Source organism: Nocardia veterana NBRC 100344, from assembly GCF_000308855.1.
Lineage (GTDB): Bacteria > Actinomycetota > Actinomycetes > Mycobacteriales > Mycobacteriaceae > Nocardia > Nocardia veterana.
The window spans coordinates 12,711-37,852 of record NZ_BAGM01000108.1 but is presented as its reverse complement, the minus strand read 5'-3'; the positions used below and the strand labels follow the sequence as shown (position 1 = coordinate 37,852).

Below are 25,142 nucleotides of genomic sequence, written 5' to 3'. Positions count from 1 at the left end.
CGGTGTCGCGCCGAAACCGGCGACGAAACTGGGTCGGCGATCCAGGAATAACCCGCGAAGGCCGCCGGGTTGACTCACGTCACAGGGCACCGAAGGGAGAACAGTCGGATGGTTGGCGCATGATCGACGGCGTGACAGAGCAACCGAACACCCCACCTCCGCCCTCGGCCATGCGCCGGGCGCTGCGGCGCGCGCGGGACGGGGCGACGCTCAATCTCGACGAAGCCGTGGTGCTGCTGCACGCACGCGGTGCGGACCTGAAGGATCTGTGCGCGTCCGCGGCGCGGGTGCGCGATGCCGGTCTGCGCGATGCGTACGGCGGCGAGGCGCTGCCCATCACCTATTCGCGCAAGGTGTTCATCCCGCTGACCCGCCTGTGTCGCGACAAATGTCATTACTGCACGTTCGTGACGGTGCCCGGCAAGCTGCGCGCCGCGGGGCACGGTATGTACCTCGAACCCGACGAGGTGCTCGAGATCGCTCGCAAGGGCGCCGAACTGGGTTGTAAGGAAGCGCTTTTCACCCTCGGTGATCGACCGGAGGAGCGCTGGCCGGAGGCGCGGCAGTGGCTGGACGAGCGCGGCTACGATTCCACCCTCGACTACGTGCGCGCGATGTCGATCCGGGTGCTCGAGGAGACCGGCCTGCTGCCGCATCTGAATCCGGGCGTGATGAGCTGGGCGGAGATGTCGCGGCTCAAGCCGGTCGCTCCGTCGATGGGCATGATGCTGGAGACCACCTCCGAGCGGCTGTTCACCGAACGCGGGCAGGCGCACTACGGCAGCCCGGACAAGGATCCGCAGGTCCGGCTGCGGGCGCTCACCGATGCCGGGCGGCTGAGCATTCCGTTCACCACCGGGATCCTGGTCGGGATCGGCGAGACCTATGCCGAGCGCGTCGACTCCATCCTCGCGATCCGCAAGTCGCACAAGGCTTTCGGGCACGTGCAGGAGGTGATCGTGCAGAACTTCCTGGCCAAGTCCGATACCGCCATGCGCGACACCCCCGACGCCGACCTGGCGGAATTCCGGGCCACGATCGCGGTGACCCGGTTGCTGCTGGGGCCCAAGATGCGGATCCAGGCGCCGCCGAATCTGGTCTCGCTCGATGAATGCCGTGCCCTGATCGAGGCCGGTATCGACGACTGGGGCGGAGTCTCGCCGCTGACCCCCGATCACGTGAATCCGGAGCGGCCGTGGCCGAACCTCGAGCTGCTGGCCGAGGTGACCGCACAGGCCGGCTATGTGCTGACCGAGCGCCTGACGGCCCATCCGAAATATGTGCTCGCCGGGAACCCGTGGATCGACCCGCGGGTGCAGGGACATGTTGCGGCCCTGGCGGATTCGCGCACCGGACTGGCACGTGCGGTGAATCCGGTGGGCCGGCCCTGGCAGGAACCGGATCAGTCCTGGGAGTCGCTGGGGCGTGTCGATCTCAATACCGCGATCGACACCGAGGGCCGCAATACCGAAGCGCGCAGCGACTCCGGGCTGGACACGGACGGGCTCGGCGCCTTCGGTGACTGGGAAACCGTTCGCGAACAAGTGCTTTCGTTGAGCGCCCCGGTGAAACTCGACACCGATGTGTTGAGTGCCCTGCGCGCCGCGGAGAAGGATCCGGCCGGACTCACCGACGATCAGTATCTGGCCCTGGCCACCGCCGACGGCCCGGAACTCGACGCCATCGCGGCACTGGCCGATCAACTGCGCCGCGACGCCGTCGGCGACGACGTCACCTATGTGGTCAACCGCAATATCAATTTCACCAACATTTGCTACACCGGCTGCCGGTTCTGCGCGTTCGCGCAGCGCAAGGGTGATGCCGACGCCTTCACCCTGTCCGCCGACGAGGTCGCCGAGCGTGCCTGGGAGGCCTACGTCGAGGGCGCGACCGAGGTGTGTATGCAGGGCGGTATCGACCCCGATCTGCCGGTCACCGGGTACGCCGACCTGGTGCGCGCGGTCAAGAAGCGGGTGCCGTCGATGCATGTGCACGCGTTCAGTCCGATGGAGATCGTCAACGGCGCTTCGCGCGGCGGTCAGAGCGTGCACGATTGGCTCGCGGCGCTGAAAGAGGCTGGGCTGGACACGATTCCGGGCACCGCCGCCGAGATTCTGGACGACGAGGTGCGCTGGGTGCTCACCAAGGGCAAACTGCCCACCTCGGCCTGGATCGAGGTGATCACCACCGCGCACAAACTCGGCATCCGATCGAGTTCGACGATGATGTACGGCCACGTCGACAACCCCAAGCACTGGGTCGGTCATCTGCGCGTGCTGCGCGGCATCCAGGACGAAACCGGTGGCTTCACCGAGTTCGTACTGCTGCCGTTCGTGCACCAGAGCGCCCCGCTGTATCTGGCCGGCGCCTCGCGGCCGGGACCGACGATCCGGGACAACCGGGCGGCGCACGCGCTGGCCCGCATCATGTTGCACGGCCGCATCGCCAACATCCAGACCAGCTGGGTGAAGCTGGGCGTCACCGGCACCCAGGTGATGCTCAACGGCGGTGCGAACGATCTGGGCGGTACGTTGATGGAGGAGACGATTTCCCGGATGGCCGGATCGGAACACGGTTCGGCGAAGTCGGTGGCCGAACTGATCGAGATCGGCGCGGGGATCGGTCGTCCGGTGCGGGAGCGCACCACCACCTACGGCGTTCCGGAACACCGGGTCTCGGCCCTGCCGCTGACAGTGGGCTGATCGGACGGCGGCGCCGCCCGGCCGTCGGGTCCTCCGCACCGACGGCGGCGGCGCCGCACCTGTTGCCGGACCGGCAGCTGAGACTCCACCGGCCCGGTGAATCGGACACCCTCGGATTCGGCGCGCCCCACCGCGCCGGATTCGAAAAGTTAGGCAAGGCTGACCAGTTGTAATGTGAGTCGCCGGGATACTGTTGCGCGGGCGGAAGTGTCCCGCAGGCAAGGACAGACTAGGAGAACGGCAGTGCCGTACATCATCGCTGAACCGTGCGTTGACGTGAAGGACAAGGCGTGCATCGAGGAATGCCCCGTGGATTGCATCTACGAGGGTGGCCGCATGCTGTACATCCATCCGGACGAGTGCGTGGACTGTGGTGCATGTGAGCCGGTGTGCCCGGTGGAGGCGATCTTCTACGAAGACGACACCCCGGATCAGTGGAGCGGCTACGTCAACGCCAATGTCGACTTCTTCGACGACCTCGGTTCGCCGGGTGGTGCGACCAAGGTCGGCAAGACCGACTACGACCCGCCGTTCATCGCCGCGCTACCGCCCATGGCGAACGAATAGGTAGCGCCCCGGTGATCCGCGATCGTGTGCGGGTCAGCAGTCTGCTGCCCGATTTTCCCTGGGACACCATCGCCGCGGCCAAGGCGCGTGCTGCCGAACATCCCGACGGCATCGTCGACCTGTCGGTGGGCACCCCGGTGGATCCGGTCGATCCGCTGATTCGCAATGCGCTCGCCTCGGTCGCGGAGGTGCCCGGATATCCCGCCACCTACGGCACCCCGGAGCTGCGCGCGACCGCCGTCGCGGCGGTGGCGCGCCGGTTCGGTATGACCGGGATCGATCCGGACGCGGTGCTGCCGGTGATCGGCACCAAGGAATTGATCGCGGGCCTGCCACGGCTACTCGGCCTCGGCCCGTCCGACCTGGTGGTGATTCCGGAGGTGGCGTACCCGACCTACGAGGTGGGTGCGCTGCTGTCCGGTTCGCGAATGCTGCGGGCGGACGGTATGACTCGGCTCGGCCCGGAGTCGCCCGCCCTGATCTATCTGAACTCGCCGTCGAACCCGACCGGTCGGGTGCTGGGGGTGGACCACCTGCGCAAGGTGGTTTCCTTCGCCCGCGAACGCGGTGCGATCGTCGCCTCCGACGAGTGCTACCTCGGGCTGACCTGGGACGCCGAGGCGGTCTCGATCCTCGACCCGCGGGTGAGCGACGGCGACCACACCGGCCTGCTCGCCATCCACTCGTTGTCGAAGACCTCGAATCTGGCGAGCTACCGGGCCGGGTTCGTCACCGGTGACGTGGCATTGGTGCGCGAGCTGCTGGAGGTGCGCAAGCACGCGGGCATGATGGTGCCCTATCCGATCCAGGCGGCGATGACCGCGGCCCTGGCCGACGATCGACACGAGGCGCACCAGCGGGAACGCTACCGCGCCCGGCGTGAGGTATTGCGAAAGGCATTGGTGGACGCGGGTTTCCGCATCGATCATTCCGAGGCGGGCCTGTACCTGTGGTCGACGCGCGGCGAGAACTGCCGGACCACCCTGGACTGGCTGGCCGAACGCGGCATCCTCGCCGCGCCGGGCGATTTCTACGGTCCGGCCGGAACCGAGCACGTCCGGATCGCGCTGACCGCCACCGACGAGCGGATCGCGGCCGCCGCCGTCCGGTTGTCCGCCTGAGCTGCCCGGCCCGTCACCGCGCGGGCGCGTGCACCAGATGCAGCAGCGGGTACGGGCGCCCGTCGGCATCCGCGCGCGGGCAATCGATCGGCAGCCTCGATCGCGCGACGCGCGCGGTACTTGCCGATTTGGCGCAGCCTCCGGCAACGACCGGACTAACCTGGGGTGATGGACGCTGTCACGGTTGTCCCGACTCCGGCGAACGAGCCGGTTCACTCGTATGCGCCGGGGAGCCGGGAACGAGAATTACTACTGGGCAAACTCGCCGAGATCTCCGGGCGCGTGGTCGATGTGCCATTGGTGATCGGCGGCAAGCATCGGCCGGGCACCGGCCGCCGCTCCGATATCGTGATGCCCCATCGGCACAGCCACGTGCTGGGCAGCTACACCGATGTCACGCAGGAGGAGGGGCGGGCCGCGATCGAGGCGGCGACGGCCGCGGCGCCGCAGTGGCGGTCCCTGCCGTTCGACGAACGCGCCGCGGTGCTGCTGCGGGCCGCCGATCTGCTGGCCGGACCGTGGCGGGAGACGGTCGCGGCGGCCACCATGCTGGGCCAATCGAAGTCGGCCTATCAGGCCGAAATCGACGCACCGTGCGAACTGGTGGATTTCTGGCGGTTCAATGTCGCCTTCGCCGGTCACATCCTGGCCCAGCAGCCGGAATCCGCTGCGGGCGGGTGGAATCGGATGGACTATCGGCCGCTGGAGGGGTTCGTCTACGCGATCACGCCGTTCAACTTCAGCGCGATCGCGGGAAATCTGCCGACCGCCCCGGCCCTGATGGGCAATACCGTGGTGTGGAAGCCCTCGCCCACCCAGACCCTCGCCGCCTATTACACGATGCGGGTGCTGGAAGAGGCCGGGTTGCCGCCGGGGGTGATCAATCTGGTCACCGGGGACGGTCTCGAGCTGTCGGAGGTGGCGCTGACCGATCCACGGTTGGCCGGTATCCACTTCACCGGATCGACCCGGACGTTCCAGCACCTGTGGCAGCAGGTCGGTGCGAATATCGGTAGATACCAAGGATATCCGCGGCTGGTGGGGGAGACGGGCGGTAAGGATTTCGTCCTCGCCCACCGCTCGGCCGATCCGGATGCGTTGCGGACCGCGCTGATTCGCGGCGCCTACGAATATCAGGGGCAGAAGTGTTCGGCCGCCTCGCGTGCCTACCTGCCGCGGTCGCTGTGGCGGGAGATGGGCGACGATTTCCTCACTCAGGTCGACGAACTCGCCTACGGCGATGTCGCGGATCTGACGAACTTCGGTGGCGCGGTGATCGATCGGCGTGCATTCGACAAGAATGTCGCGGCGATCGAACGGGCGCGCGCGGCCGGGCTGGGCATTCCGGCCGGCGGCACCTACGACGACAGCGAGGGGTGGTTCGTCCGGCCGACCGTCCTGCTGGCCGATACCCCCCGCGACGACGCGTTCACGACCGAGTACTTCGGGCCGGTCCTGGCGGTGTACGTCTACGACGACGATGATCCCGAAGCCTTCGATTCGATGCTGGCGGAGGTGGATTCGGCCGCGCCGTACGCGCTCACCGGTGCGGTCTTCGCGCGCGATCGGGTCGCGATCGACCGGGCCGCCACCGCGCTGCGCTTCACGGCGGGCAATTTCTACATCAACGACAAACCCACCGGCGCCGTGGTCGGCCAGCAACCCTTCGGCGGTGCGCGCGCCTCCGGCACCGACGACAAGGCCGGGTCGTATCTGAATCTGCTGCGCTGGGTGGCGCCGCGGACGCTCAAGGAGACCTTCGTCCCGCCGACCGATCACCGCTATCCGCATATGGAGTCCGAATGAGCGGCGAACCGGTGGCGGGCGCCGGCGCGGCGGTGCGGCGATGAACCCGTTACGCCCCGCGATCCTCGCCGCCGCCGGTTCGTCGCGAATGAAGCGGGCCATCACCGGTTTTCCGGTGACGGCCGAGGTCGTGCATCGCTTCGTGGCGGGGGAATCCCGGGCCGACCTCGCCCCGGTCGTGGCCGAGCTGCTGGCGAGTGGCCGCATGGTCAGCGTCGACTTCCTCGGCGAGTACACCACCGAACGATCGATGGCCGACGACGCGGTCGCCGAATATCTGGCCCTGATCGACGAACTGGCCCGCTGGCGGCGAGCGGCGGGCCTCGACCGTGATTCGACTGCCCGGCCGCGCGGTGCGATGCGCCGGCACGTCGACGGGGAAGCGGCCGGGCCGCGGCCGGACGGTTCCGGTGGCGGGAACCGGGCGCGGCAACCCGGTGCGACGACCGCCGGGGCCGCTGTCGACGCTTCCCGCGCGGAACCGGGCACGCCCCCTCGGCCGGCGCAATCCATTGCGCCGGTGGAGGTTTCGGTGAAGCTCTCGGCGCTCGGTCAGTCGCTGGGACTCACGGGCCCCGAGATCGCCGCAGCCAATTTACGGACGCTGTGCGAGCGAGCCCAGCAGGCTGGGGTGTGGATCACCGTCGACGCGGAAGATCACACCACCACCGAAACCACGGAGTCGACCGTGCGGGCGCTGCGTCCGGACTATCCCTGGCTTGCGGTGGCCACCCAGACCTATCTGCGCCGGGCCGAGGAACGCTGCCGGATCGCCGCGGCCGAGGGCGCTCGAATTCGCTTGTGCAAGGGCGCCTATCGGGAACCGGAGAGTGTCGCCTATCAGCGCGGCGCCGATGTGGACGAATCCTATCTGCGCTGCCTGGAACTGCTCATGGCCGGCTCCGGATACCCGATGGTTGCCACCCACGATCCGGTCATGATCACCGCCGCCCACGACCTGTCCGGCCGCAACGGCCGCGCCCCGGGCGATTTCGAATTCCAGATGCTCTACGGCATCCGTTCGATCGAACAGCGCCGGCTCGTCGAGGCCGGTCACGCGGTGCGGGTCTACGTGCCCTACGGCACCCAGTGGTACGGCTACCTGATGCGCCGGTTGGCCGAACGCCCGGCCAACCTCGGCTTCTTCCTGCGGGCGCTGGCCGAGCGTCGATGAATCAGACCAGCGGCCGGCCGAATCGGCGGCGCAACCGCATATCGGCGAGATAGAAGTTGAACGGAAAGATCCGGACGACGGTGGGCATGCGCCTACACACCGCCGAGATCGCCCGCAGAACGAACCGGAACCGGCGTTCGTCGCGCGCGGTCCAGCGCATCCCCATCTGGTCGCGCAGATGCTGCGGGAGCAGCGCGGTGACGGTGAAGCGGTGGAAGCGCCCGGCCAGCAGCTGGATCAGGCGCGGCTGCATCTTCAGATCGATCAGATCGTCGAAATAACGCCGCAGCGGTTCGTCGATGGTCTTGGTGGCGAGGTTTTCCTCCCAATACGCGTAGAAGGCCTCCCGGTCGGCCGGCCACAGCTCCGGCCGCATCTGCAGACCGGTACCGAGCCGGATGCTGTAGCGGTAGAACCGTTCGGCGAGTTCGGGATCCATCGGTCCGCGCATGCGCTGATACAGATCGTCGACGCCCCAGTACAGGCAGGCCGCCACCCACAGCTGCAACTTCGGATCGAAGGCGTTGTACTTGACCGGGCTGTTCGGGCCCGAACGCACCGGTCGATGCGATGCGTTGACCGCTTCCCGGTAGCTGCGCACGTCCTCCTCGTTGCCGAGCCAGGCGACAGCCAGATAGGTCAGCGTGGTGCGCAGCCGCTTGATCGGGTGCAGCGTCACCTTCCCGCTGTCGACCGTGCTCTCCAGCACGCCGTAGCCCACGGGCGGGTGGCTGAGCTGCATGATCACGTTCGCCGCGCCGCCGAGGAAGGCGGCGACGCCGTCGATGTGTTCGCGCACCGTCTCGGGGGTCAGCTCGTCGCCCGGAACCTCGGGCTGGTACTCGCTCGCGCGCAGGGGGGCGGTCATCGTCGACTCGTCTCCTGTTCCTCCTCGCCGACCGGCGAGAGAATATGAGAAGCTTTCATATAAACCTTCTCATCGGGTCGGCATCGTGTCAATCGGGGTGCCTGACCATATGGGATGATGAGAATGTCACCGTGTCCACGACCCGGGCGGATGAGAGGAAGGGCCATGACCGAATCGACCGGACTGTCGACTCGGCTCTTGCCGCTGGTTCGCGGCGCGGGCCCGGAGGATCGCAATCAGACCACGGTACTGGACGCCGCGCTGCTCGCATTCCTGGATTTCGGTATCAAACGCACCAGCATGGTCGAGGTGGCCCGCCGCGGCCGGCTGTCGCTGGCGACGCTGTACCGGCGCTTCGCCGGGAAATCCGATCTGATTCAGGCGGTGGGGTTGTGGCAGGCGCGCCAGTTCGTGGAACAGGTCGATGCCGCGGTGCAACGCCAGATCGATCGTGATGCCAGCGCGGAGGATCAGATCGTCGAGCTGTTCGTCGCCTTCCTGGACGGGTTGCGCGGCAACAAGTTGCTGGACCGGTTGCTGACCACCGAACCGGAGATCGTACTGCCCTATCTGACCGTGCGGGGCGCACCGGTGATCGAGCTGGGTCGCGATTACGTCGCCGAATTCATCGGCCGGTTGCAGGCGGAAGGCAAACTGCCGCAGTACGATCCACGCCCGCTGGCCGAGCTGGTCGCCCGCAACGCGTTGTCGCTGGCCCTGACTCCGCAGACGCTGATTCCGGTGGACGACGAGGCCGCGTGCCGGCAGTTCGCCCGCGACCACGTGGTACCGGGATTCCGGATTCCCTGATCTCGAATCCGAATGTGGCCCTCGGGTTTCGACGCTTCCCGAACGGCTACACCAGCCGCAGTCCGAGTCGCCGCCGCATGCGCATATCGAACAGGTAGAGGTTCACCGGGAACATCTCGAGCTGCCGCGGAACGCGTTGCTCCACCGCGCCGACCGCGTGCAGCAGCCGAGCCAGGCGTCGATCGTCCGCATCACTCCACGGCATATCCATCTGGGTGCGCAGGTGCTGCGGGAGCAGGCCCGCGACCATCCAGCGGTGAAAACGCCCGAACAGCAACGGGATCGGCTGCGGGAACATCTTCAGGTCCACCAGGTCGTCGAAATAGGCGCGGATCGGCGGGTCGATGTGCGTGGCCGCGAGCTGTTCGGACCAGTACCGGTCGAAGGCCGCGCGATCGACCGGCCACATCGCCGCCGGCATCTGCAAGGTGGTCCCGAAGCGGGCGGCGTGCCGATAGAAGGCGTCGGCCTCGGCCGCGGGCATCGGACCGTGCATCCGCTCGTAGAGGTCACGCGCGCCCCAGTACAGGCAGGCGGCCACCCACAGCTGCAGCCGCGGGTCGAAGGCGTTGTAGCGCACCGGACTGTCGGCCGTCGAGCGCACCCGGCGATGCTGCCAGTTCACCGCCGCGCGATAGGCGGCGCGTTCGTCGTCGCTGCCCAGCATGGCCACCGCCAGATAGGTGAGGGTGGTCCGGGTGCGTTTGACCGGATGCAGCATGACCTTGCCACTGTCGACGGTGCTCTCCACCACGCCGTAGCCGACCGGCGCGAGCGACAATTGCATGATCACGTTGGCCGCGGCGCCGAAGAAGGCGGCGGATCCGTCCAGATGGGCGGCGACGTCGTACGCGGCGGGCGGTTGCGTCGCGGTGCGAAGTGCTCTGGTCATCGTCGACCCCCAGCTCGCGTGAGAAGGCTGTAGGTCAACGGTCTCACCGCCTCAGGGTGGTGTCAACGCCCGGCCGCAACGGCAATGAATTCGCAATCGGCCGGCTGCTGGGCGGTGTTGATAGGTTGATGCGGTGCGCCACAGTTCCTCACCGCTGTTGCCCTCGTTGAATCCGGCCGCCGTGGCCGCCGGGTACGACATTCCGGATGCGGTCACCATCGACGGTGTGACCCTCTCGCGCAGCGATCTGGTCGGCGCGGCGACCTCGGTCGCGGAGCGGATCGCGGGCGCCGACCGGGTGGCGATCCTGGCTCGGCCGACCGCGACGACGGTGCTGGCCGTCCTGGGTTGCCTGATCGCCGGCGTCGCCGCGGTTCCGGTCCCGCCCGATGCCGGAGCGGCCGAACTCGACCACATCCTCGCCGATTCGGGCGCGCGCGCCTGGCTGGGTGCGGCGCCCGAGCAACCGAGCCTGCCGGTGATCCCGGTTCGCAGGCATGCCCGTTCGTGGCACAGCTATTCCGAACCAGCCCCGGACACAACGGCTTTCATTCTCTATACCTCGGGGACGACCGGAGCCCCCAAGGGCGTCGTGCTGAGCCGGGGCGCGATCGCGGCCGGGCTGGATGCCCTGTTCGACGCCTGGTCGTGGACCTCGAAGGATGTCCTGGTGCACGGACTTCCGCTGTTCCACGTACACGGCCTCATCCTCGGCGTCCTGGGGCCGCTGCGGATCGGGAGCCCGCTCGTCCACACCGGCAAACCGACTCCCGCGGCCTATGCCGCGGCGGCGGGCACCATGTATTTCGGGGTACCGACGGTGTGGTCGCGGATCGTCGAGGACCCCGCCGCGGCAAAGGAATTGGCGAAGGCGCGACTGCTGATCTCCGGTAGCGCGCCGCTGCCGGTGCCGATCTTCGAGCGGTTGCGGGAGCTGACCGGCCAGGCGCCGGTGGAGCGCTACGGGATGAGCGAAACCATGATCACCCTGTCCACCCGGGCCGACGGCGAACGCCGGCCCGGCTGGGTCGGGCGGCCCGTCGCCGGCGTCGAAACCCGGCTGCGCGACGAAACGGGTGCGCCCGTGCCGCACGACGGGGAGAGCATCGGTGGTCTTCAGGTGCGCGGCCCGATGCTGTTCGACGGCTATCTGAACCGCCCCGAGGCCACCGCGGCCTGCTGGACCGAGGACGGCTGGTTCGTCACCGGTGATGTGGCGGCCATCGATCCGGAGGGATTCCATCGCATCGTCGGCCGGGAGTCGGTGGATCTGATCAAATCCGGCGGATATCGCATCGGCGCGGGCGAGATCGAAACCTGTCTGCTCGGCCATCCGGCGGTCGCGGAGGTGGCCGTGGTCGGCGTCGAGGACGCGGATCTGGGCCAGCGCATCCGCGCCTATGTGGTGCCGCGGGCGGAGACGGCGATGTCGGAACGGGAACTGATCGACTTCGTCGCGCAACAACTCTCGGCGCACAAGCGCCCCCGCGAGGTGCTGATGGTGACCGAGTTGCCGCGCAATGCCATGGGCAAGGTGCAGAAGAAGCTACTGGGGTGAGCCGTCGGTCCCCGCCGCCTGGAACGGGGCGGGGTTGACCTGCACCGCACTCGAGGTTCTAAGGTCGGCGCATGATCGCAACGCTGTCTGCAGCCCAGATCGAGTATCTGGCAGGTCAACGCCTGGGCCGGCTGGCCACCATCCGCCCGGACGGCTCGCCGCAGAACAACCCCGTGGGGTTCCGCTACAACGAGGCGCTGGGCACCATCGACATCGCGGGCCGCGATATGGGCGCCTCGCAGAAATTCCGCAACCTCGACAAGGAGGAGCGGGTCTCCTTCGTCGTCGACGATATCGCCTCGGTGGACCCGTGGCAGGTGCGCTGTCTCGAAATCCGCGGCGTGGCACAGGCTTTGCGTGATGTGGACACCTATCTTCCCGGCGGCTCGCGAGAGCTGATCCGGATCACGCCGCAGCGGGTGCTGGCCTTCGGGATCGAATAGCCGAATTCCCCCACACGCGCGATGCCCCCTTCCGAACCGGAAGGGGGCATCGCGCGGACGGATCAGTTGGCGTGCAGTGCCGCGTTGAGCTCGATGCCGGTGCCCTTGCGGGCGACCACCTCGACGCTGCCGGTCAGCGAGTTGCGCCGGAACAGCAGATTCGACCGGCCGGACAGTTCGGCGGCCTTCACTGTGCCGCCGTCGGGCAGGGCGACCTTGGTACCGGCGGTGACGTAGAGGCCCGCCTCGACCACGCAGTCGTCGCCCAGGGAGATCCCGAGTCCGGCGTTCGCGCCGAGCAGGCAGCGTTCGCCGATCGAGATGACCTGCTTCCCGCCACCGGACAGGGTGCCCATGATGGACGCGCCGCCGCCGACGTCCGAGCCGTCGCCGACGACCACACCGGCGGAGATGCGGCCCTCCACCATGGACGCGCCCAGGGTGCCGGCGTTGAAGTTCACGAAACCCTCGTGCATGACCGTGGTGCCCTCGGCCAGATGCGCACCCAGGCGGACCCGGTCCGCGTCGGCGATGCGCACGCCCGCGGGCAGCACGTAGTCGACCATGCGCGGGAACTTGTCCACGCCGTACACCGTGACCGGGCCACGGGCGCGCAACCGGGCGCGCACCAGCTCGAACTCCTCGACCGCGCACGGGCCGTGGTTGGTCCACACCACGTTCGCGAGCAGGCCGAACTGGCCCTCCAGGCTGGTGCCGTGCGGCCGGACCAGGCGATGCGAGAGCAGGTGCAGCCGCAGGTAGACGTCGTGGGTGTCGATCGGCGCCGCCGACAGATCGGCGATCGTGGTGCGCACGGCGACCACCTCGACCCGGCGAGCCTCGTCGGGGCCGACCAACTCGGCGAACCGAGCGTATTCGGGGTCGGTGGGGCTCAGCTGGGCGGTGCCGGATTCGTCGAATTCGCCCAGTTCCGGGTACGGGTACCAGGTGTCGAGGACCGTCCCGTTCACGGTCACCGTCGCTAGGCCGACTGCGGATGCTCCCTGAGTGCTCACGGCAGCTCAGCCTACTGGGTGCGGGTCACGCGGTGGTGGGCTGCCCGGCGGGCCGTTCCGCCCGGTCGTGAGGCGAGCGAACAATTAGGCTGGTCCGGTGACCATCGATCTGCGCGCCGACCCGATTTCGATCACCGCGACCCTCGTCGACATTCCCAGCGTCTCCCGCGACGAGGCGGCGATCACCGACACCGTCGCCTGGGCGCTGCGGGAGCAGACCGAGGGCTTCGAGGTTGTGCGGCACGGCAACACCGTGCTGGCGCGCACCAACCGCGGGCTGCCCACCCGGGTGATCATGGCCGGACACCTCGATACGGTGCCCATCGCGGACAACGTGCCGGGTCGATTCGAGACGATCGACGGCGAGGAGGTGCTGTTCGGCTGCGGCAGCGTCGATATGAAATCCGGCGATGCGGTGTTCCTGCACCTCGCCGCGACCGTCGCCGACCCGGTCTGCGATCTGACCCTGATCTTCTACGACTGCGAGGAGATCGCCGCCGAATACAACGGCCTCGGCCGGATCGAGCGGGAACTGCCCGAATGGCTCGAGGGTGACCTCGCCATCCTGGGGGAACCGTCCGGCGCCTGGATCGAGGCGGGATGCCAAGGGACGCTGCGGGTTCGGCTGGGACTGTCCGGTACGCGCGCCCACACCGCGCGAGCCTGGCTGGGCGACAACGCGATTCACAAACTCGCCCCGGTCCTGCAGCGACTGCGCGACTATTCGCCGCGCGAGGTCGAGATCGACGGCTGCACCTACCGCGAGGGATTGTCGGCGGTCCGCGTCGAGGGCGGCGTGGCCGGCAACGTGGTGCCCGACGAAGCCGAGGTGCTGGTCAATTTCCGCTTCGCCCCGGACCGCAGCGTGGACGAGGCCACCGAGCATGTGCGGGAGGTGTTCTCGGGTCTGGACGTGAGCTTCGAGCGCACCGACGGCGCGCCGGGGGCCCTGCCGGGGCTGTCCGCGCCGGCGGCCAAGGATCTGGTCGAACGGGTGCACGCGCACGGCGGTGGTGGCGTGCGGGCCAAATACGGCTGGACCGATGTGTCCCGGTTCGCCGCCCGGGGCATTCCGGCGGTCAACTTCGGTCCCGGTGATCCGAATCTGGCGCACAAGGTCGACGAGCGGGTACCCACCCGCCAGATCACCACGGTCACCGAGATCCTGCGCAACTATCTGACCGGGCAGCGGGCCTGAACCGGTAGGTTGGCGACTATGTCCACCGACTCCGACGCCGTACCCACCAGATCGCCGAAGTCGACTCCGAGGTTCCGCGGCCCGATCATGTTGCGCCGGGAGCGTAAACAGGGGGTCGGCACCACCGACCAGCATCTGCTCGACGGTCGCGGCCCGACCGACTGGGTGCATACCGACCCCTGGCGGGTGTTGCGGATCCAGAGCGAGTTCGTGGAGGGCTTCGGGGCACTCGCCGAAATTCCGAGGGCGGTAGCGGTTTTCGGCTCGGCGCGGACACCGGTCGACACCCCGGAGTACGAGGCCGCCCGGGCGATCGGCGCCGCCCTGGCCCGTGCCGGTTTCGCGGTGATCACCGGTGGGGGACCCGGTGTGATGGAGGCGGCCAACCGCGGCGCCAGCGAAGCCGACGGTTATTCGGTCGGCCTCGGAATCGAATTGCCGATGGAACAGGGCCTGAACGAATGGGTCGACCTCGGCATCAACTTCCGGTACTTCTTCGCTCGTAAGACGATGTTCGTCAAATATTCGCAGGCGTTCATCTGCCTGCCCGGTGGCTTCGGCACCCTGGACGAACTGTTCGAGGCGTTGACACTGGTGCAGACCCACAAGATCACCCGCTTCCCGATCGTGCTGTTCGGCACGCGGTACTGGGCCGGACTGGTGGACTGGTTGCGGGATTCGGTGGCGGGTTCGGCCAAGATCGCACCCGCCGATCTGGCGTTGCTGCACGTCACCGACAGCGTCGACGAAGTCGTCGAGATCGTGCTGCGGGCGGCCGAGCGGCGCGAGCCGGGCGGCGCCGGTCCGGAGGATCAGTGGTGAGCGGGCGGCCGTTCGCGGTGTGCGTCTACTGTTCGGCCAGCGCCACCGATCCGGACGCGTTGCGGCTGGCCGCCGAGGTGGGCAGTGAAATCGCCCGCCGGGGTTGGGAATTGGTCTCCGGCGGCGGGCATGTGTCGATGATGGGCGCGGTCGCGGTCGCCGCCCGGGCCGGCGGGGCGCGCACCACCGGTGTGATTCCGAAGCGGCTGGTCCACCAGGAGGTCGCCGATGTGGACAGCGACGAACTGATCGTCACCGACACCATGCGCGAGCGCAAACAGATCATGGAGGATCGGGCCGACGCGTTCCTGACCCTGCCCGGCGGCATCGGCACGCTGGAGGAGTTCTTCGAAGCGTGGACCGGCGGCTATCTGGGCCTGCACGGCAAACCGCTGGTGGTGCTCGATCCGCACGGCCACTATCGGGGGCTGTTCGCGTGGCTGGACGAGCTGAGTGCGAACGGCTTCATCGGACGGCCCGCGCTCGATCGGATTACGGTGACCGCGGATGTGGCATCCGCCTTCGAAGCCCTGACCACGCCGGTCTGAACCGCCGGCCGGCAGCCTGCCGCACCGTCGCGGCGGCCGAGAACCGTTGGAGGAGAATGTGTCCGCCGAGGGCCGCAACACCGTCAGTCTCGTCGATCTGGTGCGCAACCTACCCGCGATGGCCCTCGAGCTACCCGGAATGATGCGCGGCGCCGCCGGCATGCTGGTGCGCTCGGACGACAAATCCTCGGTGGGACTGTATTTCCAGCGTGCGGCCCAGCGGTATCCGAATCGGCCGTTCCTGCGCTACGAGGGACGCGAATACACCTACGCCGAAGCCAATGCCGAGGTGAACTGCTTCGCGCAGGTGCTGCAGCGGCGTGGTGTGCGGCGTGGCGATGTCGTCGGTGTGCTGATGACCAACCGCCCGGAAACGCTGTTCGTGGTGCTGGCGACGGTGAAGTTGGGGGCCACGGTGGGCCTGCTCAACCACAATCAGCGCGAACAGGTGCTCGCGCACAGTTTCGGCCTGCTGAACTCGGTGGTCAACGTGATCGGCGAGGAATGCCAGGAGGCGGTGCGCTCGCTGCCGGAGCCGCCGGCGAATCTGCTGTACTCGGCCGAACTGCAGGAACTGGCCCGCGCCGCCGATCCCGCCGATCCGCCGGTCTGCGCCGATATCCGGGCCCGCGAGCGAGCGTTCCTGATCTTCACCTCCGGGACCACCGGCCTGCCGAAGGCCAGCGTCATGACCCATCTGCGCTGGACCAAGAGCATGGCGGGGCTGGGCGGGCTCGGTATCCGGCTGCGCGGCGACGACACCATGTACTGCTGCCTGCCGCTCTACCACAACAACGCGCTCACCGTCGCGCTCGGCGCCGTCCTGGGCGCGCGGGCGACGCTGGCGCTGGGCCGCAAGTTCTCGGTGTCGAACTTCTGGAGCGAGGTCATCGCGACTCGCACCACGGCCTTCATCTACATCGGCGAGCTGTGCCGATATCTGCTCAACCAGCCGGAATCACCGCGCGAGCGGGAACATTCGGTGCGACTGGCGGTCGGCAACGGATTGCGGCCGGAGCTGTGGGACGAATTCCGGCGGCGGTTCGGGATCGGCCGGGTGGTCGAGTTCTACGGGGCCAGCGAGGGAAATATCGCCTTCATCAACGCCTTCGGCGTCGATCGCACCGCCGGCTTCGGCCCGCTGCCGTACGCGGTGGTCGAATTCGACGAGGCCACCGGGAAGGCGCGGCGATATCCGGACGGCCGATTGCGGCGGGTGCCCTCCGGCGGCGTCGGCCTGTTGCTGGCGAAGGTCACCGCTCGCTCACCCTTCGACGGCTACACCGACAGGTCCGCGACCGAATCCAAGTTGGTGCGCAACGCCTTTCGCGAGGGCGACTGCTGGTTCGACACCGGTGATCTGGTGCGCGACCAGCATTGGCGCCATATCGCCTTCGTCGATCGGCTCGGCGACACCTTCCGCTGGAAGGGCGAGAACGTGGCGACCACCGAGGTCGAGGGCGCCTTCGACGGTGCGCCCGGAATCACCGAGGCGGTCGTCTACGGCGTGGACGTCCCGGGCGCCGACGGTAAGGCCGGTATGGCCGCGATCACGCTCGATCCCGGTGCCGAATTCGACGGCCGGGCGTTGGCGAGCCGGCTCTACGACCGCCTGCCCGGCTACGCCGTCCCGCTGTTCATCCGCGTCGTTCCGGAGCTGGAAACCACCTCGACGTTCAAGAGTCGCAAGGTGGACCTGCGCAAACAGGGCTACACCGTCGACGAGCACACCACCCTGTACGTGCTGACCGGCCGGGAGCGCGGCTACGTCCCCTTCTACGACAGTTATCCCGACGAGGTGGCCGCCGGCACCGCACCGCGTGGCTAGGTTGCGCCCGATCGGCGGAATCGGGCCGGCAATTACACTCGGCTCCATGAGCTCTCCGTTGTCGACCTTGTGCGGGAAGCCGGTGGCGACGGATCGGGCGCTGGTGATGGCGATCGTGAATCGCACACCCGACTCCTTCTACGACCGGGGCGCGACGTTCTCCGACGAGGCCGCGATGGCGGCGGTGGCGCGCGCGGTGCGCGAAGGCGCGGATCTCGTCGATATCGGCGGGGTCAAGGCCGGCCCGGGGGAGGAGGTCGACGCCGCCGAGGAAGCACGCCGGGTGGTGCCGTTCGTCGCCGCCATCCGGCAGCGCTACCCCGAGCTGTTGATCAGTGTGGACACCTGGCGCAGCGGGGTGGCGCGGGCCGCGGTGGCCGAAGGCGCCGATCTGATCAACGACACCTGGGCGGGGGCGGACCCGGACCTCGCGGGGGTGGCGGCCGAACTCGGGGTCGGCATCGTCTGCAGCCATACCGGGGGTGCGCGGCCGCGGACCCGCCCGCATCGGGTGCGGTACGCCGATGTGGTGTCCGAGGTCACCGATACACTGGTCCGGGCCGCCGAGGCGGCGCGGACCGCGGGGGTGGCGGCGGATGCGATTCTCATCGATCCGACCCACGATTTCGGGAAGAACACCTATCACGGGCTCGAACTGTTGCGGGCCGTGGACATTCTTGTAAATACCGGATGGCCGGTCTTGATGGCGCTGAGCAATAAGGATTTCATCGGAGAGACTCTTGGTGTCGGACTTTCCGAGCGATTGGAGGGCACATTGGCGGCAACCGCCTGGGCGGCCGCGGCCGGCGCGAGAGTCTTCCGAGTTCACGAGGTCGCCGCAACCCGGCGCGTGGTGGACATGATCGCGGCGATTCAGGGCATCCGGCCCCCCGCACGAACCTTGCGAGGTCTGGTATGACGTTCGATTGGACTGCCACGAATACGTGGGATCGGCCACAGTGGGCGATCGACGAATTGGTCGACGCGAAGGACGGGCGCACCGTCTCGGTGGTATTGCCCGCATTGAACGAGGAACGCACCGTCGCCGATGTGGTGGGCAGTATCCGTCCCCTGCTCGGGACGCTGGTCGACGAGCTGGTGGTGTTGGATTCGGGCTCCGTGGACGCGACCGCCGAGCGGGCGCGCGCGGCCGGCGCCCGGGTGATCAGCCGGGAAGAGGCCGTGCCGGAATTGGAACCGGTGCCCGGCAAGGGTGAGGTGCTGTGGCGGTCGCTCGCCGCCACATCGGGTGATCTGGTCGCGTTCGTGGATTCGGACCTGATCGATCCCGATCCGATGTTCGTACCCAAACTGTTGGGCCCGCTGCTGACCGTGGACGGAATGCACCTGGTGAAGGCCTACTACCGGCGTCCGCTGCGGCAGGGCGCGGCGGTGGAACAGCACGGCGGCGGCCGGGTGACCGAACTGGTGGCGCGCCCGCTGCTGGCGGCGCTGCGACCGGAGCTGTCGAAGGTGTTGCAGCCCTTGGGCGGTGAGTACGCCGGCACCCGGGAACTGCTGACCGCCGTGCCGTTCGCGCCCGGCTACGGCGTGGAAATCGGTTTGCTGCTGGATACTTTCGATCTGCTCGGACTGCAGGCGATCGGGCAGGTGAACCTGGGCGTGCGCACCCACCGTAACCGCCCGCTCTCGGACCTCGGAGTGATGAGCCGGCAAATCCTCGGAACGGTGCTGGGTCGCAGCGGGATTCGTGACTCGGGTGCCGCGCTGACTCAATTCCCGCTGGTCGGCGAGGAATTCACCGCACTCACCACCGATGTGCGGCTGGCGGACCGACCGCCCATGATCACGCTGCGGCCGGAGCAGGTCGCCGCCTGAATCCCGCGGCGGAGCGAACGACCGCTCGGTGGCGACAGCGATTCAGTGGCGATAGATGGGGGTCAGCAGATCCGCTTCGATGGGCTCACCGGTATTGCGGTCGTAGCGCACCCCGACCACGGCGGAGAACGTTCGCGTATCCGCGCGCTCGTGCAGGGTGGCCAGCCGGGTCGCGAGAAGCCGTACCGCCCCGAGTGATCCGGGCGGGTGCAGTCCGTCGATAACCAGCACGGTGCCGCGGCGATCCGGCCGCGGCAGCCGGGCCAGATAGGCGATGTCGTAGGGTTCGGTGCCGCCCGGACGGTAGATCCGCCGCGCGGCCCGGTCCTCGATCGCTCGTCGGACCCGCCCCGCGCGGGCGAGTGTGCGGCGCAGGCGCGGATCCGCCGCCACCAGATAGCGCAGACTGGGTGACAATTCGGGTCCGCCCAGGATGATCAGCCCGTCGCGGTCGAGGTTCAGCGGTCGGCCGGGCAGAAATCGCTCGACGGTGACGGTGAATCCCAGCTCCCGCAACAGTTCTGCCAATCGGTTCGGCGCGGCCGCGTCGGGTGCGCCGACCAGCGGTGCGGTGCGGGTGGCGGCCCGTTGGTCGGGCGTGAGGACGGTCAGCGGTCCGTGTCCGAAGAACAGGCCCTCCGGGACCGGGCCCTGGGTGCTGACCTGGTGAATCCGGGCACGTGAAAGTCCCGCTGCCGCACCGATCCTGGCGAAGGTCCAGCCCTCGGCATGCAGGTCCCGGATCACCGCTCGGCGGATGCGGGTGAGTTCGTTGATGGTCTGCTGGGCCGCCGCGACCCCTTCGGTGGCAGCCTTGAGACGCTCGACCTTGTCTTCGATCGCGAACACCCGTGCCACCTCATCGGCTGACATGTGCGAAGTCTAGATAGCTCGACAGCCGGATGCGTCTAGTCCGGTTGACGAATTCCGGGCTTCCGGTGAATCCGGTGAGCACAGCGGGCATTTCGCCGCTTCGGTAGCTGTCGTGATGCCCGGCCGATCAGGTCGCGTCGAAATCGATCGGTGGTTTTTCGTTGCGTTCGAGCGGTTTCGGCGGTTCCGGGACCGAATAGTTCGGCGTGGACGCGGAATTCGCCGGACCGGAATTTCCGCCGGCGGAATTACCGGAGCCGTTCGCCGAGTTCGCCGTGCCGAAGCTACCGGTGAACAGCGAGCCGTCACCGTCGAAAAGATGTTTCGTGACCACCGACCGCGGGGTCATCCCGCGCAACCCTTCGAGCGGTTTGCGCAGTTCGTTGAGTTCCTCGAGCGGTTTGCGCAGCTCGTCGAGTTCGGGTCCGAGGTCGTTTCGCAGCTGGCTGGTGGCGCCGGAGGCGTAGTCGCGAACCTGACGCAGACTCTGCGCGGTCCAGCGAATCGCCCCCGGAAGCCGCTCCGGGCCGAGAATCACCAGCGCGGCGACCACCAGGATCACCATCTCGGGCCAGCCGATATTGAACATAAGACCAGGCTACTGGGGCGGTTGCGGGGCGTTCTTGTCGGATTCCAGGGTCACCGGGACGGTGACCTGACGGCCGTCGCGGATCAGCTGTAGATCCACGGTCTCGCCGATCCGATGCGACTGCACCGCAACCGTGAGCTCGGCACGCTCGGTGACCTGCCGGTCACCTACTCGCACGATGATGTCGCCTTCCTTGATGCCGGCCTTTGCAGCCGGGCTGTTCGCCACGACGTCGGCGACCGCCGCACCACTCATGGCGTCGTTCTCGACCTGCTGGGTCCGTGCGCTGACACCGAGCCATGGGTGGTACATCACACCGTCGCGAATGAGGGTCTGCGACACCTCCTGGACCAGGTCCACCGGGATCGCGAAGCCCAGCCCGACCGAGCCGCCGCTCTCACTGCGGATCGCGGTATTGATACCGATCAGCCGGCCCTCGCCGTCGACCAGCGCGCCACCGGAGTTGCCGTGGTTGATCGCGGCGTCGGTCTGCACCGCGTCGAAGGCGCCCGCGGTGTCGTCGCCGGCCTCCGGGCTCTCCTGGATGGCCCGGTGCAGGGCGCTGACGATGCCCGAGGTGACGGTCTTGCTCAGACCCAGCGGCGAACCGATGGCCAGCACGTCGTCGCCGACCTGCACCTCGGAGGATTTGCCCAGCCGGGCCACGGTCAAATTCTTGACGTCGACCTTCAGCACGGCGAGATCGGTCTTGGGATCGCGCCCGACCAGCTGGGCGGGGGCCTTGGTGCCGTCGGAGAAGCTGACCTGGATCTTGGCGCGGCCGGACTTGTCCTGCGCGGCCATCGAGATGACGTGGTTGTTGGTCACGATGTAGCCGTTGCCGTCGATGACCACACCGGAACCCAGGGCGCCGTTGTCGCCGACGGTTTCCCGGATCGAGACCACCGACGGCAGCACCGCATCGGCCACCTTCGCGACCTGGCTGTGCGGCTTATCCGAATTGGACTCCTGCTGCAGTGCCACCTTGCGGGAGGTCAGCGCGGAGGTGTTCTCGGCGGTGAACCGGCCGACCAGGCCACCGACCACCCCGATGACCAGAGCTGCCACGCCCAGGATGGCGAGGGCCTTGGGCGCGACCTTGCCGCCGAACAGGACTTCGCGGGCGCTGAGTTTGGTGCCCGGCGGCAGCGGCTGCGGCGCGGGGGTGTGGATCGCCGGCTCGCCCAGCCGGGCGGCGGCCTGCGGGTCGCGCCAGGGATCGGCCGGGACGGCGGAGGCGGGGGCCTCGGTGGCGGCGTCGGGGTCGCGCTGCAACAGTTCGTCGGACCCGGCGGGGCGGCCGAACGCCTCGGCCAGCACCGCATCCGGCGGCCGATTGACCAGTTCCGGGGTGTCGTGGCGCGGAGCCGCGGTGGCCGTGGCGTGTGGGGCGAAGGATCCGACCTGCCCTTCGGGGCGGCGGAAGGCGCGTGCGGTGTGCTTGTCGATATCCGGGCGGTATACCGGGCGCGGCCCCAGAACGGGCGCGTCCGACGGCCTCAGGTTCCCCCTGTGGGCCGCCGAATCCGAAGGGGTGGACGGCGTCGATTCGGTGGTCACGTTCGTGAACTCTACTTGCGCCACCATCCCGTCCACCGCCTGCTCTCGAAACCGATTTCTCGATTCGAGGAGGAGGCGAAACGGAACGAATCCGCCCGCAGGCCGAGGAAACTCGCGCCACGAGACATGTTTTCGGAGGTACTTCCGGTGAGGTCGGCCAACGGGATCCGGCTGAGCGTGTCCTGGAGGCCCGTGGGTGCGGAGATCTGCATCTGCGCGGCCCGGCGCAGCGCGACCCGGGCCTGCTGCTGTGCTTCGACCTCGGCCGCGCATTCCGGGCAGCGGGACAGATGTTCGGCCGCGCGCAGATAGGCGTTCATTCTCAGCTCGCCGTCCACGTAGGCGACGACGGCCTCACTGGCCAGGTGTTCGGTGGGGGCGAAACGACCCTCGCCAGTCATACGGATGCACACCCTTCCGACGGACTACAGCTTCGCCGGGCAGTGCCACGGCGCCTCGAGACGCTGTTTACCCGACCTTCTCCTCAGCGGTGAACCGCTGCTGAGAACCATTATGCGCAAGGTAGTCGCGCAGTGCCTGACGGCCGCGATGGATCCGGCTGCGCACGGTACCCAGTTTCACCCCGAGGGTAGCGCCGATTTCCTCGTAGGACAGGCCCTCGATATCGCACAGCACCACGGCGGCCCGGAATTCCGGCGCCAGCGCGTCGAGCGCCCGCTGCAGGTCCGGATCCAGCCGGGCGTCGTGATAGACCTGCTCCGGCCCGGGGCCCTCGGACGGCACGCGGTCGTAGTCCTCGGGCAGCGCCTCCATCCGGATGCGATTGCGCCGGCGGACCATGTCCAGGAACAGGTTCGTGGTGATCCGGTGCAACCAGCCCTCGAAGGTGCCGGGCTGATAGTTCTGCAGCGACCGGAACACCCGGATGAAGGTTTCCTGGGTGAGATCCTCGGCGTCCTGCGGATCGCCGGTCAGGCGGTAGGCGAGCCGGTAGACCCGGTCGGCGTGTTCGCGGACCAATTCGTCCCAGGACGGCATCACGGACCGGTCACCGGTGGCGTCGAAGGCGGCGGTACCGCTGAGCGCCTCGTCGTCGACGGCGGCCTCGAGCCCATCGCCGGGCACACGGGTATCGTCGAATTCTGTGCCGGTGTTCACATCGGGTCCGGCCGCACCGGGCAGCTCGTAATCCGACGAGACGCCGATCGGCAGACTCGACTCGGGCAGGGTGGCGTATTCGCGCGCCGCATCGACCTTGTGGATGGGGTGACCTCCTACTCGGGACCGTGGTAGGCGCACGACGACTGGTGGTCGTCGCGTACCGGGTACAACCCGCGACCTGAGTCCGGTGTTCCCGGGCGCCGTCCGGCGGTCGGCCGGCCCTTGCTTGGTCATTACTCTGGCGGTTCCCGATGTGCCGGTGGTATGGGGAGGCTGAGGGACACCTGAGAAAAACAGCGGCCGTCGTCGCGCCCCCGGGGTCGCACGCCGTTAGCCTCATATTCGTGAGCCACAACCCAGCGGCATCAGCCCTGCAGCGCAACCTCGCCTACGTGGAGGAATCCGTGGTCGAGGACGAGATCCTGATCGCCGCGCGCGAGCGGGCCACCGAACTGGGCGCCGCGCCGGTGCCGCCGTCGGTGGGCGCACTGCTCAGCATGTATGCCCAACTGCTGGGCGCCCGGGCCGTGGTCGAGGTCGGCACGGGCGCCGGAATCAGCGGATTGTGGTTGCTGGACGGTATGCGCGAGGACGGCACGCTGACCACCATCGACTCCGAACCCGAACATCAGCGCGCCGCCAAGGACGCCTTCCGGGCGGCCGATATCGCACCCGCCCGTACCCGGCTGATCAACGGCCGCGCCCTGGATGTTCTGCCGCGTCTCGCCGACGGCGCCTACGATCTCGTCTTCATCGATGCCGCGCCGCTGGAACAGCCGCAGTACGTGGAACAGGCCGTACGTTTGCTGCGCGAGGGTGGCGCGGTGCTGATGTACAACGCGTTGCTCGGCGGCCGGGTGCCCGATCCGGCGCAGCGAGACGCGGCGACGCAGGCGGTGCGGGCCGCGACCCGGGCCATCGCCGAGGATCCGGACCTGACCAGCGTGCTCATCCCGGTCGGCGACGGCTTGCTCTGCGCTTCCCGCGGCTGACGGTTCGGTCGTCCGTGACGGGCGGCCCGGCGGCGGTGCTGTCCGGAAATAGCTGATCCGACGCTGTAGACCTGCGCATTTACCTTTTCGGATTCCCTGACGGGAAAGTATTGCGTGCCGATTGAACGAGTGTTTAGTATATTGAACATGTGTTTAAGGGAGCAGCCGTACCGGAAGGATCCGCCTCGGATCTGAGCACGCCCGCTCGGATCCGGGACGCGGCGATCGTGGTCTTCGGAGAAGAGGGATTCGGGGTCGGGGTTCGGGCCATCGCCAAGGCGGCGGGGGTCTCGCCCGGACTGGTCAATCACCACTTCGGTTCCAAGGACGGCCTGCGCGAAGCGTGTGACGAGCACGTGCGGGCAGTCATTCGGACAGCGAAGACGGAATACGTACAACAGCCCTCGCCGAATTCGACGTGGAAGGCCCTCGCCGAGATCGAGGAGTTCGCGCCCTACACCGCCTACCTGATGCGCAGCTTTCAGGCCGGCGGAAAGCTGATGACCTCGCTGTTCGATCAGTTGCGCGCGGACGTGGAGGCCTATCTCGAGATCGGTATCGCGGCCGGCACGCTACGCCGGCCCCGAGACGTCGCGGCGACGGCGAACTACCTGGCGGTGCAGAACGGCGGCGGATTCTTCTTCTACCTGCAGCTCTACGCCGCCCGCCATGAAGAAAAGCTCGACTTTCGACAAGCGTTGCGCGAGTACGCCGACCAGATGATGCTGCCGGCGATCGAGGTCAACACCCACGGTCTGTTCGCCGACTCCTCGGTGCTGGACTCGCTGCTCGCCGAAATGTGAACCGTCATCTC

At 68.1% G+C, this 25,142-nt stretch carries 24 protein-coding genes; 16 read left to right on the top strand and 8 right to left on the bottom strand.

Annotation, left to right across the window (positions count from 1 at the left end):
• Window positions 1-119: 119 nt before the first annotated feature.
• From ON37_RS20655 to ON37_RS20635, 5 genes are all read left to right on the top strand, one after another.
• The gene (locus ON37_RS20655; protein WP_040721571.1) at window positions 120-2,702 is read left to right on the top strand and encodes a bifunctional FO biosynthesis protein CofGH; all 2,583 of its coding nucleotides are present in this window, start codon (window positions 120-122) and stop codon (window positions 2,700-2,702) included.
• A gap of 243 nt (window positions 2,703-2,945) precedes the next feature.
• Window positions 2,946-3,269 (top strand): ferredoxin, encoded by a 324-nt coding sequence (fdxA, locus tag ON37_RS33865; protein ID WP_040721570.1) that lies wholly within the window; start codon window positions 2,946-2,948, stop codon window positions 3,267-3,269.
• Window positions 3,270-3,283: 14 nt separating this feature from the next.
• A complete protein-coding gene (gene dapC / locus ON37_RS20645) occupies window positions 3,284-4,390 on the top strand; it encodes a succinyldiaminopimelate transaminase (protein ID WP_040721610.1) in 1,107 nt (368 codons plus the stop codon).
• A gap of 168 nt (window positions 4,391-4,558) precedes the next feature.
• Window positions 4,559-6,196 carry an L-glutamate gamma-semialdehyde dehydrogenase gene (gene pruA / locus ON37_RS20640; RefSeq protein WP_040721569.1) on the top strand — a complete coding sequence of 546 codons (1,638 nt, stop codon included), beginning with the start codon at window positions 4,559-4,561 and terminating at the stop codon, window positions 6,194-6,196.
• A 40-nt stretch (window positions 6,197-6,236) separates the two neighbouring features.
• Window positions 6,237-7,370: a proline dehydrogenase family protein gene (locus ON37_RS20635; RefSeq protein ID WP_040721568.1), complete on the top strand. Its 1,134-nt coding sequence runs from the start codon at window positions 6,237-6,239 to the stop codon at window positions 7,368-7,370.
• 1 nt (window position 7,371) lies between these two features.
• Here the strand turns inward: ON37_RS20635 and ON37_RS20630 are convergent, their stop codons facing one another.
• Window positions 7,372-8,238, bottom strand: coding sequence for an oxygenase MpaB family protein (locus ON37_RS20630; protein WP_040721567.1), 867 nt, complete (start codon window positions 8,236-8,238; stop codon window positions 7,372-7,374).
• Window positions 8,239-8,403: 165 nt separating this feature from the next.
• On the opposite strand from ON37_RS20630, the gene ON37_RS20625 reads away from it, so the two are divergent.
• Window positions 8,404-9,048 carry a TetR/AcrR family transcriptional regulator gene (locus ON37_RS20625; protein ID WP_040721566.1) on the top strand — a complete coding sequence of 215 codons (645 nt, stop codon included), beginning with the start codon at window positions 8,404-8,406 and terminating at the stop codon, window positions 9,046-9,048.
• A 46-nt stretch (window positions 9,049-9,094) separates the two neighbouring features.
• Here the strand turns inward: ON37_RS20625 and ON37_RS20620 are convergent, their stop codons facing one another.
• On the bottom strand, window positions 9,095-9,940 hold the full coding sequence (locus tag ON37_RS20620) for an oxygenase MpaB family protein (RefSeq protein ID WP_040721565.1): 846 nt from the start codon (window positions 9,938-9,940) through the stop codon (window positions 9,095-9,097).
• Window positions 9,941-10,073: 133 nt separating this feature from the next.
• On the opposite strand from ON37_RS20620, the gene ON37_RS20615 reads away from it, so the two are divergent.
• Both ON37_RS20615 and ON37_RS20610 read left to right on the top strand, forming a co-directional pair.
• Window positions 10,074-11,498 carry an acyl-CoA synthetase gene (locus ON37_RS20615; protein WP_040721564.1) on the top strand — a complete coding sequence of 475 codons (1,425 nt, stop codon included), beginning with the start codon at window positions 10,074-10,076 and terminating at the stop codon, window positions 11,496-11,498.
• A 71-nt stretch (window positions 11,499-11,569) separates the two neighbouring features.
• Entirely contained in the window at window positions 11,570-11,941 is a 372-nt protein-coding gene (locus ON37_RS20610; RefSeq protein ID WP_040721563.1) for a PPOX class F420-dependent oxidoreductase, read from the top strand.
• Window positions 11,942-12,003: 62 nt separating this feature from the next.
• Here the strand turns inward: ON37_RS20610 and dapD are convergent, their stop codons facing one another.
• Complete coding sequence (dapD, locus tag ON37_RS20605) at window positions 12,004-12,957, bottom strand: 2,3,4,5-tetrahydropyridine-2,6-dicarboxylate N-succinyltransferase (RefSeq protein WP_040721562.1); 954 nt, start codon at window positions 12,955-12,957, stop codon at window positions 12,004-12,006.
• A 97-nt stretch (window positions 12,958-13,054) separates the two neighbouring features.
• Between dapD and dapE the strand changes: the two genes are divergently transcribed.
• The 6 genes from dapE to ON37_RS20575 are packed head-to-tail and all read left to right on the top strand — an operon-like array spanning window position 13,055 to window position 19,192.
• Window positions 13,055-14,155, top strand: a complete 1,101-nt coding sequence (dapE, locus tag ON37_RS20600) for a succinyl-diaminopimelate desuccinylase (RefSeq protein ID WP_040721561.1) — start codon at window positions 13,055-13,057, stop codon at window positions 14,153-14,155.
• Window positions 14,156-14,173: 18 nt separating this feature from the next.
• Window positions 14,174-14,977 (top strand): LOG family protein, encoded by an 804-nt coding sequence (locus ON37_RS20595; protein WP_040721560.1) that lies wholly within the window; start codon window positions 14,174-14,176, stop codon window positions 14,975-14,977.
• On the top strand, window positions 14,971-15,525 hold the full coding sequence (locus tag ON37_RS20590; protein ID WP_040721559.1) for an LOG family protein: 555 nt from the start codon (window positions 14,971-14,973) through the stop codon (window positions 15,523-15,525). The genes ON37_RS20595 and ON37_RS20590 overlap by 7 nt, the downstream gene beginning before the upstream one ends.
• 58 nt (window positions 15,526-15,583) lie before the next feature.
• Window positions 15,584-17,353: a long-chain-acyl-CoA synthetase gene (locus tag ON37_RS20585; RefSeq protein ID WP_040721609.1), complete on the top strand. Its 1,770-nt coding sequence runs from the start codon at window positions 15,584-15,586 to the stop codon at window positions 17,351-17,353.
• A 46-nt stretch (window positions 17,354-17,399) separates the two neighbouring features.
• Window positions 17,400-18,272, top strand: coding sequence for a dihydropteroate synthase (gene folP / locus ON37_RS20580; protein WP_051031835.1), 873 nt, complete (start codon window positions 17,400-17,402; stop codon window positions 18,270-18,272).
• The gene (locus tag ON37_RS20575) at window positions 18,269-19,192 is read left to right on the top strand and encodes a glucosyl-3-phosphoglycerate synthase (protein WP_040721558.1); all 924 of its coding nucleotides are present in this window, start codon (window positions 18,269-18,271) and stop codon (window positions 19,190-19,192) included. Before folP ends, ON37_RS20575 begins: the two co-directional genes overlap by 4 nt.
• 42 nt (window positions 19,193-19,234) lie before the next feature.
• On the opposite strand, the gene ON37_RS20570 is transcribed toward ON37_RS20575, so the two are convergent.
• The 5 genes from ON37_RS20570 to sigE form a co-directional block, all read right to left on the bottom strand.
• Window positions 19,235-20,065, bottom strand: a complete 831-nt coding sequence (locus ON37_RS20570) for a hypothetical protein (RefSeq protein WP_040721557.1) — start codon at window positions 20,063-20,065, stop codon at window positions 19,235-19,237.
• A 127-nt stretch (window positions 20,066-20,192) separates the two neighbouring features.
• Window positions 20,193-20,654: a Sec-independent protein translocase protein TatB gene (gene tatB, locus ON37_RS20565; RefSeq protein ID WP_040721556.1), complete on the bottom strand. Its 462-nt coding sequence runs from the start codon at window positions 20,652-20,654 to the stop codon at window positions 20,193-20,195.
• Window positions 20,655-20,663: 9 nt separating this feature from the next.
• Window positions 20,664-22,241: a S1C family serine protease gene (locus tag ON37_RS20560; RefSeq protein WP_051031849.1), complete on the bottom strand. Its 1,578-nt coding sequence runs from the start codon at window positions 22,239-22,241 to the stop codon at window positions 20,664-20,666.
• On the bottom strand, window positions 22,226-22,615 hold the full coding sequence (locus tag ON37_RS20555; RefSeq protein ID WP_040721555.1) for an anti-sigma factor: 390 nt from the start codon (window positions 22,613-22,615) through the stop codon (window positions 22,226-22,228). Before ON37_RS20555 ends, ON37_RS20560 begins: the two co-directional genes overlap by 16 nt.
• Window positions 22,616-22,682: 67 nt before the next feature.
• Window positions 22,683-23,300 carry an RNA polymerase sigma factor SigE gene (gene sigE, locus ON37_RS20550; protein ID WP_051031848.1) on the bottom strand — a complete coding sequence of 206 codons (618 nt, stop codon included), beginning with the start codon at window positions 23,298-23,300 and terminating at the stop codon, window positions 22,683-22,685.
• 380 nt (window positions 23,301-23,680) lie between these two features.
• Between sigE and ON37_RS20545 the strand changes: the two genes are divergently transcribed.
• Complete coding sequence (locus tag ON37_RS20545) at window positions 23,681-24,328, top strand: O-methyltransferase (RefSeq protein ID WP_174362127.1); 648 nt, start codon at window positions 23,681-23,683, stop codon at window positions 24,326-24,328.
• Between the two features lie 149 nt (window positions 24,329-24,477).
• Entirely contained in the window at window positions 24,478-25,131 is a 654-nt protein-coding gene (locus tag ON37_RS20540; RefSeq protein WP_040721554.1) for a TetR/AcrR family transcriptional regulator, read from the top strand.
• The last annotated feature ends 11 nt before the right edge of the window (window positions 25,132-25,142 follow it).